Source organism: Terrabacter sp. P5_B1, assembly GCF_056400505.1.
The window spans coordinates 1-11,047 of sequence record NZ_JBFULD010000124.1; the positions used below are offsets into that span (position 1 = coordinate 1).

Genomic DNA, 11,047 nt, shown 5'->3' on the forward strand with positions numbered 1-11,047 from the left:
CGGCGGCCCGCAGCGCCCGCGCCACCGCTTTGAACTGGGCCTCGACGATGTGGTGCGGGTCCCGGCCGGCGAGCACGCGGACGTGGAGGCACAGCCCGGCGTTGTAGGCGAAGGACTCGAGCACGTGGCGGGTCATCGAGCCGGTGAAGTGACCGCCGATGAGGGCGTACTGCTGGCCGTCGGGCTCCCCTTCGTGCACGACGTAGGGTCGTCCGGCCACGTCGACGACCGCGTGGCACAGGGCCTCGTCGAGGGGCACAGTGGCATCACCGAAACGGGAGATGCCGGACTTGTCGCCCAGCGCCTCCCGCAGCGCCTGCCCGAGCACGATCGCGGTGTCCTCGACCGTGTGGTGCACGTCGACGTCGACGTCGCCCGTCGCCTTGACCGTGAGGTCGATGAGCGAGTGCTTGCTCAGCGAGTGGAGCATGTGGTCGTAGAACGGGACGCCGGTCGAGACGTCGGACGTGCCGGTGCCGTCCAGGTCGAGCCAGAGCTCGACGGACGACTCGGACGTGGCGCGGATGATCTTCGCGGTGCGGCTCATGCGGGGGACTCCTGCTGGTCGGCACGGGGGGCGAGCACGTGCGTGGGGGCGAGACGGGTCATGGCCTCGAGGAACGCCGACGTCTCGTCGGGGTCGCCCGCCGTGACCCGCAGGTGATGGGCGATGCCCATGTCCCGGACGAGGACGCCCTCGTCGAGCAACGCCTGCCACGTGGCCTGCTCGTCGCGGAGACCACCGAAGAGGACGAAGTTGCTGTCGCTGGCGACCGGGCGGGCGCCGAGCTCGGTGAGCCGCTCGACGATGCGGTCGCGCTGGTGCTTGATGACCTCGACGGTGCCCAGCATGACGTCCGCGTGCTCGAGGGCGATGCGGGCGATCGTCTGGGTCGGGCTGCTCAGGTGGTAGGGCAGCCGGACGAGGCGCAGCGCGTCGACGAGCTCGGGTGCCGCGACGAGGTAGCCGAGACGTCCCCCGGCGAAGGCGAACGCCTTGCTCATGGTCCGCGTCACCACGAGGCGTGGGTGCTCGGCCAAGAGCGTCAGCGCGGATCGCGTTCCGGGGCGGGCGAACTCGGCGTAGGCCTCGTCGACGACGACGATCGCGTTCGGCGCCGCGTCGAGGACCGCACCGATGACCTCGAACGGCAACGCGGTGCCGGTCGGGTTGTTCGGCGAGCAGAGGAAGACGATCGAGGGGTCGTGCTCTCGCGCCTGCTTCGCGGCCGACTCAGGCGTCAGGTCGAACGCATCGGGTTCGGTTGCGGCGGAACGGAGTCCGTCGACCCACGTCGTCCCGTTCGTCTCGGTGATGATCGGGTGCATCGAGTAGCTCGGGGTGAACCCGAGCGCGACGCGACCGTGGCCACCGAAGGCCTGGACGACGTGCGAGAGCACCTCGTTGGAGCCGTTGCCCGCCCACACCTGCTCGGGCGTGACCGTCACCCCGGACTGCTTCTCGACGTATGCCGTCAGCGCCTTGCGCAGGTCGGTGAACTCGCGGTCGGGGTAGCGGTTGAGCGAGGCCACGTCGTCGGCGAGCGCCGCGACGACGGCGTCGACGACGACCTGCGGCACCGGGTAGGAGTTCTCGTTGGTGTTGAGCCGCACCGGCACGTCGAGCTGCGGCGCACCGTACGGTGTGCGCCCGCGCAGGTCGGGACGCAGCAGGCGCTGGACCTCCGAGGCAGCCGGGACTCCCCCGGTCACCGGGGGACCTCGTCGCCGAAGCGTGCCGTCACTGCTTCACCGTGCGCCGGCAGGTCCTCGGCCTGCGCCAGTGTCACGACGTGGCGGGCGACACCGCGCAGCGCAGGCTCGTCGTAGTCGACGACGTGGATGCCGCGGAGGAAGGACTGCACCGACAGGCCGCTGCTGTGGCACGCGCACCCCGCGGTGGGCAGCACGTGGTTCGAGCCGGCGGCATAGTCGCCGAGGCTGACCGGGCTGTGCGGGCCGACGAAGACGGCACCCGCGTTGCGCACACGAGCGGCGACGTCGGACGCGTCGCGGGTCTGGATCTCGAGGTGCTCGGCGGCATACGCGTTGACGACGTCGAGGCCCGCGTCGACGTCGTCGACGAGGACGATGCGCGACTGCGTGCCCTCGAGGGCCTCGGTGACGCGCTCGGAGTGCTTCGTGGCCGGGACGCGTCGCGCGAGCGACCGCCGGGTCGCCTCGGCCAGCTCCTCGCTGTCCGTCACGAGCACCGAAGCCGCGAGCGGGTCGTGCTCGGCCTGGCTGACGAGGTCGGCCGCGACGTGGTCGGGGTCCGCCGAGTCGTCGGCGAGGATGGCGATCTCGGTGGGTCCGGCCTCGGCGTCGATGCCGATGAGCCCCTTGAGCAGGCGCTTCGCGGCCACGACCCAGATGTTGCCGGGCCCGGTGACGAGCGACACGGGGTCGCACACGACAGGTTCGCCGTCGACGGAGCCCCACTGGGCGTCGTCGTCGACGAAACCGTACGCGAACATGGCGACCGCCTGGGCACCCCCGACGGCATACACCTCGTCGACGCCGAGCAGGGCGCAGGCCGCGAGGATCGTCGGGTTGGGGTAGCCGGCGAACTCGCCGACGTTCTCCCGCTGCGGCGGTGAGGCGACGGCCAGAGAGCCGACCTCGGCGAGCTGGGCAGGGACGACGTTCATGATGACGCTGCTCGGGTAGACGGCCAGTCCACCGGGCACGTAGAGGCCCACGCGGTCGACGGGCACCCAGCGCTCGGTCACGGTGCCGCCGGGCACGACCTGCGTCGTCGTGTCGGTGCGGCGCTGGTCGGCGTGCACGATGCGGGCACGACGGATCGACTCCTCGAGCGCGGCCCGCAGGTCGGGGTCGAGCTGGTCGAGGGCGGCCTGCAGCAGCGCGCGGGGCACGCGCAGGTGGGTCGGTCGCACCCCGTCGAAGCGCTCGCCCAGATCACGCAGGGCGGCGGCACCGCGATGCTCGACGTCCTCGCAGATCGGCCGCACCTGCTCGAGGGCGGCCGTGACGTCGAACTCGGCTCGGGGAAGGGCCCGGCGCAGGAAGCGCACGTCGAGCGTGCGGCCGCGCAGGTCGAGGGAGGACATCATGGGTCACAAGTCTAGGAGGCGCTGCGTGCGGCCCGGACCACGGTCTCAGCGTCCGGAGCCCGCGGCGGCTCCCCCGCGGCTCCCCGGCGGCTGAGCCGGCGACCCGTCCTGCCGAATCTTGGGGCCGCGCTGACAAAGGTGAGACCAACGACTGACCCGGCGTCGACGGCCGACCCGCCACGCTCGTGGAGCCGCCGTCCTCCCGGGCGGCGGGAGGGTGACCGCACCCGACTCCCCCGCCCCTACAGGAGCACCCGTGCCCGTCGTCATCCCCCGGCGCCGCATCGCCGCCGTCCTCACCGGACTGGCCGTCGCCCTCGTCCCGCCGAGCCTCGCGCTCACCAGCGCAGCCGGGTCCCCGGCCGGCTCGCTGCCCCTTCCTCGGGCGGCCGCCTCACCGGCGCCCGCGCTCGTCGCCGCACCCCTCACCGTCGCGCAGGCGGTCGCCTCCCAGACCGGCCAGTCCGCCACCGTCCGCGGCTACGTCGTCGGCCAGCCCACCGCCACGAGCACCGTGGTGCGCTCCGGCTTCCCCAACGACTACGCCCTCGCCATCGCCGACTCCGCTGCCGAGACGTCGACGGGCAGGATGCTCTACGTCCAGATCCCGTCGGCCTTCCGGTCCGCGTGGGGGCTGAAGGGCAATCCGTCCCTCATGGGCCGCCAGATCGACGTCACCGGCGCACTGTCGGCGTACTTCTCCCACCCGGGCCTGACGGCGACGAGCGCCTTCACCTTCAGCGGGACGGCGACGAGCACCCCGCCGCCGACGAGCACGACACCGGCGCCCACCGGCACCACGGGCCCCTACGACTCGACCTACTACGCTTCCGCGATCGGCAAGACAGGGGCCGCCCTGCACACCGAGCTGCACCGGATCGTCTCCAGAGGGGTCACGACCCTCACCTATGACCAGGTCTGGACGGCCCTCAAGGACACCGACCAGGATCCGGCCAACAGCAACAACGTCATCGAGGTCTACTCGGGCCGCTCGATCGCCAAGTCGGACAACGGCGGCGGCGTCGACCAGTGGAACCGCGAGCACGTCTGGGCCAAGAGCCACGGCGACTTCGGCACCGTCAACGGCCCCGGGACGGACGTGCACCACCTGCGTCCCGAGGACGTCACGGTCAACAGCACCCGCGGCAACCTCGACTTCGACAACGGCGGCTCGGCGGTGGCCCAGTGCACCGGCTGCCTCAGCGACGGTGACTCGTTCGAGCCGCGCGACGCCGTCAAGGGCGACGTCGCCCGGATGATCTTCTACATGGCCGTGCGCTGGGACGGCGGTGACGGGTTCGCCGACCTCGAGCCCGACAACCAGGTCGGCAACGGCACCGCGCCCGCCATCGGCAAGATGTCGGTGCTCAAGCAGTGGAACCTGCAGGACCCACCGGACGCCTTCGAGAAGCGCCGCAACCAGGTCATCTTCGACAGTTGGCAGCACAACCGGAACCCGTTCATCGACCACCCGGAGTGGGTGACCGCGATCTACGGCTCCTGATCCGGGTGCGGGCGTGACGGGACGGCCGGCTCACGACGTCTGGTCGATGAGCACGGCCGTCTCCCAAGCCCATTGGCGCCACAGGTCGTAGCGACCGGACCGGCCTCCGTGTCCGGCGGCCATCTCGGTGCGGAAGAGGATCTGGGCCGGTTCGTCGACGTCGCGGTCGGCGTGCCGCAGCGCCGCGACCCACTTGGCGGGCTCGGTGACGTACACCCGCGTGTCGTCGAGCCCGGCTGTCACGAGCAGGCTCGGGTGCCGGGTCGGCCGCACGTTCTCGTAGGGCGCGTAGGACTTCATGAGGGCGTATGCCGCCGGGTCCTCGAGCGGGTTGCCCCACTCCTCCCACTCGACGACCGTGAGCGGCAGGCTCGGGTCGAGCACCGTCGTCAGGGCATCGACGAAGGGCACCTGCGCGTGGACGAAGCGGAAGCGCTCCGGTGCGAGGTTGACCACGGCCCCCATGAGCAGGCCGCCTGCGGACCCACCCTCTGCTGCAAGGCGGTTCGGCGCGACGACGCCGGTCTCGACGAGATGGTCGGCACAGGCTATGAAGTCGGTGAAGGTGTTGGGCTTGGCCTCGAGCTTGCCGTCGTCGTACCACGACCGGCCCAGCTCGGACCCGCCCCGGACGTGCGCGATGGCGAAGACCCAGCCCCGGTCGAGCAACGAGAGCCGCAGCACCGAGAACCAGGGGTCGCTCGAGATGCCGTACGCGCCGTACGCGTTGAGCAGGCCGGGCGCGGTGCCGTCCGCCGTCACGTCGTGACGGTGCACGAGGGAGATCGGGATCCGGGTGCCGTCGGCCGCCGTGGCCCACTCGCGCCGCTGGCGGTACTGCGTCAGGTCGACGTCGCCGCGCACGTGCTGCTGCTTGAGGAGGGTGAAGGCGCGCGAGCGGACGTCGTAGTCCTCGACGGTGCGAGGAGTGACGAGTGACTCGTGGACGATCTGCAGCGACGAGGTGGACGCCTCGGGGTTGACGCCGACGTGCAGGGTGCCGATCGGCTCACCGACGGCGATGTCGTGCGCCTCCCCCAAGCCGTTCGGTGCGGCCGGGTCACGCAGCACGACCCGCACGCCGGTGCCGCCCTCACGTCGCAGCGACACCGCGATGAAGTCGTCGAATCCCTCTGCGCCCGTGACGTACTCGTCTTCGCTCGTGACACCCAACGGCACCCAGTCCTCGGCCGACGTGCTCGTCACTGCCGCCACGGCGAGCTCGAAGTTGACCCGGTTGGCGTTGTGGGTGACGAGCATCTGGTCCCCGAACGGCTCGACGTCGTACTCGACGCCCTGTCGTCGCTCGGCCACGACCCGCGGCGTGCCCAGGGGGTCGTCGGCATCGAGCAGGCGGAACTCGCTCGTGGTCTTGGACCCGATCGCGATGAGGATGAGGCGGTCGTCGCGCGAGCTGCCCACCCCGACGAAGAAGCGCTCGTCGGTCTCCTCGTGGACGAGCACGTCGTCCTCGGCCGGAGTGCCGACCTCATGACGCCACACCTGGTGGGGTCGCCAGGCGTCGTCGACGCGCGTGTAGAAGAGGTGTCGGGCATCGAGGGACCACGCGAGCGATCCCCCGGTCTGGCGCACGGTGTCATCGAGGACGACCCCGTCCTCGATCCGGCGCACGCGCACGTCGTAGCGCTCGTCGCCGACGACGTCGACGGCATACGCCAGCAGGTCACCCGACGGTGACACCTCGCTCGCGCCGACGGCGAAGAACTCGTGGTCGCGCCCCTCCTCGTTGTGGTCGAGGAGCACCTGCTCACCCGCAGGCGGACGTCCCGCCTCGAGGGTCGGGCGCTCGGGATGGGCAGCGGCCAGCACCCGCGCCTCCACGGCGTACTGCTCCCCCTCCACGGTGCGCGAGTAGTACCACCAACGGTGGTACCGCACCGGCACGGAGAGGTCGGTCTCCTCGATGCGCGACCGGAACTCCTCGAAGACCTTTTCTCCCAGCGGTCGCAGGTGCTCGGTGCGCTCGGTGGCGTAGGCGTTCTCACCGACCAGCAGCTCGCGCAGCTCGTCCGAGTCGCGGTCGGCCATCCAGGCGTAGGGGTCCTCGAAGAGGTCGCCGTGGTGCTCGCGGACGACAGGGTCGCGACGCGCGACGGGGGGCTCCAGCATCCGTGCAGTCTAGGAGGACGGCCCGCGCCCCGGGTCAGGCCCTGCCGCTCACGCTGTCACCGGCACCAGTCTCTCCTCGCTCCTCGGGGTCGGGCCCCGCTGCCTCGGTAGCGCACGCGAACGCCGAACGGCCCGGGATCGCAGCCGATCCCGGGCCGTTCTCATGCGTTGCGCTCGCGGGTCAGTGGATCTTGACCTGGCCCTGCAGGCGCTGCGTGCCGCTGTCGTAGACGACGGCGCCGGACACGTCGCGGACGACGACGCGCATCGTGTCGGACGCGGCGTCGGTGGCCGTCGCCTCGAAGCGGTAGCCGGACGCGCCGCCGACGGTGGCGGGGCCCGCGAGGCGGGCGGTGTCACCGGTGACGACGAGCCAGTCCAGCCCCGTGGACGCGAGCGTCAGGCCCGGTGTCGACAGGGTCAGCGACCCGTCCGGACGGCTCGCACCTGCGGCGTACCTGGCCGACACGGAGAACTCCGCCTTGCCGCTCGCCGACGGAGCGCCGACCACGGCACCCGCCGGAGAGACGAACCAGCCTCCACCCGTGAGGAACCCGGCCGCTCGGTCGTAGACGACCACGGACGTCGTGCCGGTGCCGGCGTTGCCCCACTGGTCGGTGACCGTCACGACGACGGTGTAGACGCCAGCTGCGGTGTAGACGTGGTCGCCACTGACGGTCCCGCCGGTGGCGGTTCCCGCTGTGGTGCTGCCGTCGCCCCAGGAGATCGACGTCGTGTGGGTGTCGAGCGGGTCGGCATCCGTGAACGGTGCACTCACCGTGGCCGGCGTGCCGACCGAGACGGCCGTCGACGGACCGCTGACCGGGCCGACGACCGGGGCGGCGTTCGTCAGGTTCAGTCCGACGACCACCGAGTCGTGGTCCGAGATGCGGAACTGGTCAGGCGCGTAGAGGCTCGACACCTGCGCCGGCGTCTTGAACTCGGTGTTGTAGTCGAGGATCGAGGGCTCGTCGGCGTTGACGTGCCAGTCGCCGACTCCCGTCACCTGGCTGTTGATCGACGCCGAGCCGAGCGCGTGGTCGAGGTAGCCCCACTGGCCGTCGAACGCGTAGGAGTACGCCTCGCGGCCGTTCCGCTGCTCGATGAGGTTGGTGTAGCCGGCCCCTTCGAGCGTCGTGATCGGGTCCTCCTTGGCGTAGGAGTTCATGTCGCCCAGGATGAGGACGTCGGGATCGCCGGTGCCCGTCGGGTCCGTCGCCAGCCAGCTCGCCAGCAGCTTCGCCGAGCGGACGCGCACCTCGGTGCAGTTGCCCTGGCCGTCGCCGGCGTCGGGGGTGTCGCACGCACTGCCCTTGCTCTTGAGGTGGTTGGCGACGGCGACGAACGTGCCGCCGGTCGTGTTGTCGCGGAACGCCTGGGCGAGCGAGGGGCGGTTGCGCGGACCCGAGTCACCGCCGTTGACGAAGTCGACGGTGTTGAGCGCCGCAGTGGTGCCCACCGGGCTGACGGTGCCGGGCTTGTAGAGCATGCCGACCTTGATCGCGTCGTTGCCCAGGGCATCGGGCTGTCCCGTGCGGGCGTCGGCGTCGATGAACGCCCACGTCCCTGCGCCGTCCTTCTCGTTGAGCTTGCCGACGAGGAACTGCTCGGCGCTGTCGGTGCCGTAGCCGTCGTTCTCCATCTCCATGAAGGCGACGACGTCGGCCTTCGTGCCCGAGACGGCGGCGACCGTCTTGCGCCACTGGCGGTCGAACTCGGCGGCGGTGTTGGCGCCGCGGCAGTCCATGACCGCCCCGGTGAGGCCGCCGCGGCAGTTGTTGCCGGTCGTGTCGAGGGTGTTGAAGAAGTTGAGGAGGTTCATCCCGACGACGCGCGTGTGGCCACCCACGGCGGGCGGGCTCGACGGCCGGGGGTTGGTCGGCTGGAAGTCGACCGTGGCAGCCGGCGAGACCGGGCGGATGCGGTAGGCGTTGGCGCTGGAGGCGTTGCCACCCCAGGTGTAGTTGAGGACTCCCGTCAGGCCGGTGACGGTGTCGCCGCCACGGAGCGTGTTGGACGCCGTGAGCGGTCGTCCACCACGCCCGAAGACGATCGGATCGACGTTCTGGGCCTGGGTGGTGTCGTCGAGGACGATCTTGCGAAGGTTGTTGGACGCCTGCAGCGCAACCGCCTCGGCACCCGGTGCCACGACGTTGGTGGGCTGCTCCAGCCGGCCGCCCTGCGAGAGGGTGACCTGGCCGAAGCGGCCGAGCTGGAAGTGCTCGGTCACCGACATGGCCTGCGGGAGCGTCACGAGCATGCCCTCGTAGCGCTCGAGAGCCGTGCCGCTCGCGATGGGGAAGCGCACCTCTGTGGGGGCCACCGTGCCGGTGCCGCAGACCGTGATCGTGCCCGCGCTGACCTGGGTCTGGCCCTGGTTCTCACTGGCATTGCCGGTCACCGTGACGAGGTCACCGACCTTGACGCTGTCGGCGTTGCTCCCCTCGAAGACGAAGATTCCGTCGGACGTCGCGGGGTCGTTGTCGCCCTTCGGGTCCTGGATGAAGAAGCCGCGCAACGCCGGCGACGGACCCTCGTAGTCGCCGACGACGACACCGCGTGTCGTGACCGAACCCGTGATGGCGGCGGTGTCGCCGCTGCCCTGGATGGCCGGCACGGGGGTGGCGGTGGCCTCGCAGGGATTGCTCGCGGGCACTGAGAAGTGCACGACGACGTCGGCGGCCGGCGAGTCCGGCGGGTCGATGGCGTCCTGGTCGGTGACGGCAGCAGCCGAGACCGTCAGGGTGCACGCGTCACCGAGGGCGAAGTCGGCGGACGGGTCGAGCGTGAACGTCGTCGGACCGCCGGTGACCGCGAGGGTCTTGGCGCCCGAGATCGAGCACGAGAGCGAGAAGGCTCCGGCTGCGGCGTCGACGGGCTCGGAGAAGGTGACCGTCTGGCTCGCGTCGACGGCGACGTTCGACGCGCCGGCGGCGGGGGCGGTCGAGGTGACGGCGGGAGCGACGTCCGTCGCCGGTCCCCCGTCGACCGTGTGGGTGCCCAGACCGTCGAACGTGTCCTGGGCGAAGCCGTCCCACTGGGCGGCGGGGTCGAAGACGTCGGTCCCGTTCGTGTCCCCGACGGTGACGGACGACTTGCGGCGAAGAGTGTCGTCCGCGGTCGAGGTGAGGCCGGTGCCCCACTCGGCGCCCGGGTCCACGCCGATCTGGCCGATGACGTCCAGCACCGTGCTGCCCTTGCGCAGCACGACCGCGTCGTTGCCGTTCCAGTTGGCGTTGCCGCTCTGCTGGTTGGCGACGGACTTGAGCGCGGTACCGGACGAGCTGTTGGCGTAGACGAAGACCGAGCCGGACGCGAGCGTGCCGGCGAGCGGCGTCGTGGACCCGGCAGTCAGGCTTCCGTTGGCGTAGACCTGGACGTTGTAGGCCGACAGGTCCACGGTGCCGCCCGTGCCGTTGTAGATCTCGAGCGCCTTGTTGCTGCTCGAGCCCTCGACGTACTCGCTGATGAACAGCTCGGTCGGGGCCGTCGCTGAGGCCGGTGCGGCCACGACGAAAGGGGTGATGCCCACGGCGAGCGCGGCGGTGGTGACCGCAGCGACCCGACTCAGGGCAGGACGAGATTGACGCATGAGTTCCTCTCTGGGACCGGCTCTTCCGCGCGGTCTGCGCGTCACCCTAGACCGCGGTAGACGTCCTCGCGCGTCGAGATGGGCACGGTCGCCTGAACGCTCGGTGACGTGGCCATGTCGCGTCGTCGTGGGGCGCTCAGAGGGCCGGCCAGCCTCCCGCCCAGGCAGCCAGGCGGCGCCGCGTGACGAACCGTCGCGGCGTCCCGTCGACCGGGTCCTCGAAGGCGAGCACGGCCGCCAGCAGCTGCAGCGGCGCGCTGAAGTCGTCGAGGGGCACGTCGCGCTCGACCGGGTAGAGCGGGTCGTGGACGATGGGTATGCCGAGCCCGTCGAGGTGGCACCGCAGCTGGTGGGTGCGCCCCGTGCGGGGCGAGAGTCGGTAGAGCCCGAGGTCCTCTTGCCCGCGAGCCGTGCCCACGGCGGCGTCGAGCAGCTCGACGAGGGTCTCGGTGTTGGGTTCGGCCCCGGCGACCTCGTGGGCCTGATGGGTGCCGTGCTCCTTGACGAGGTGGGTGCGCCGGACGAGGGGCAGGTCGAGCCCCGGCCGGAGAGGCGCCACCGCGAGGTACACCTTGTGCGCGCGCCCCTCGGCGAAGAGACGTTGGTACGCCCCACGCCACCGCTGCTCCGTCGTGAACATCAGGACCCCCGCCGTCGGGCGGTCGAGGCGGTGTGCCGGAGTGAGGCGGTGCTCGCCCGTCAGCGCCCTGGTGCGAGCCAACGCACTCTGCGCGACGTGCCGCC

The 11,047-nt window shown here is 71.2% G+C and carries 7 protein-coding genes; 1 reads left to right on the top strand and 6 read right to left on the bottom strand.

Features of this window, described 5'->3' with window-relative positions; genetic code table 11:
• From hisB to hisD, 3 genes are all read right to left on the bottom strand, one after another.
• The coding region (gene hisB, locus AC1DP0_RS10770) for an imidazoleglycerol-phosphate dehydratase HisB (RefSeq protein WP_478084466.1) at positions 1-547 on the bottom strand (547 nt) is incomplete at its 3' end.
• Positions 544-1,713 (bottom strand): histidinol-phosphate transaminase, encoded by a 1,170-nt coding sequence (locus tag AC1DP0_RS10775; protein ID WP_478084467.1) that lies wholly within the window; start codon positions 1,711-1,713, stop codon positions 544-546. The genes hisB and AC1DP0_RS10775, both read right to left, overlap by 4 nt.
• A complete protein-coding gene (gene hisD / locus AC1DP0_RS10780) occupies positions 1,710-3,077 on the bottom strand; it encodes a histidinol dehydrogenase (RefSeq protein WP_478084470.1) in 1,368 nt (455 codons plus the stop codon). The genes AC1DP0_RS10775 and hisD overlap by 4 nt, the downstream gene beginning before the upstream one ends.
• Positions 3,078-3,333: 256 nt before the next feature.
• Here hisD and AC1DP0_RS10785 point away from each other — a divergent pair, with 256 nt between their 5' ends.
• Positions 3,334-4,581 (top strand): endonuclease, encoded by a 1,248-nt coding sequence (locus tag AC1DP0_RS10785; protein ID WP_478084472.1) that lies wholly within the window; start codon positions 3,334-3,336, stop codon positions 4,579-4,581.
• A gap of 30 nt (positions 4,582-4,611) precedes the next feature.
• Here AC1DP0_RS10785 and AC1DP0_RS10790 read toward each other — a convergent pair whose 3' ends face one another.
• The 3 genes from AC1DP0_RS10790 to AC1DP0_RS10800 all read right to left on the bottom strand — a co-directional run.
• Positions 4,612-6,711: a S9 family peptidase gene (locus AC1DP0_RS10790; RefSeq protein ID WP_478084474.1), complete on the bottom strand. Its 2,100-nt coding sequence runs from the start codon at positions 6,709-6,711 to the stop codon at positions 4,612-4,614.
• 181 nt (positions 6,712-6,892) lie between these two features.
• Positions 6,893-10,303, bottom strand: coding sequence for an ExeM/NucH family extracellular endonuclease (locus AC1DP0_RS10795; protein WP_478084476.1), 3,411 nt, complete (start codon positions 10,301-10,303; stop codon positions 6,893-6,895).
• A gap of 136 nt (positions 10,304-10,439) precedes the next feature.
• On the bottom strand, positions 10,440-11,047 hold a 608-nt coding region (locus tag AC1DP0_RS10800; protein WP_478084479.1), incomplete at its 5' end, for a pseudouridine synthase.

Coding starts and splice junctions, on each gene's coding strand:
- AC1DP0_RS10795 (WP_478084476.1), bottom strand. CDS start 10,303: ATGCGTCAATCTCGTCCTGCCCTGAGTCGGGTCGCTGCGGTCACCACC.
- AC1DP0_RS10790 (WP_478084474.1), bottom strand. CDS start 6,711: ATGCTGGAGCCCCCCGTCGCGCGTCGCGACCCTGTCGTCCGCGAGCAC.
- hisD (WP_478084470.1), bottom strand. CDS start 3,077: ATGATGTCCTCCCTCGACCTGCGCGGCCGCACGCTCGACGTGCGCTTC.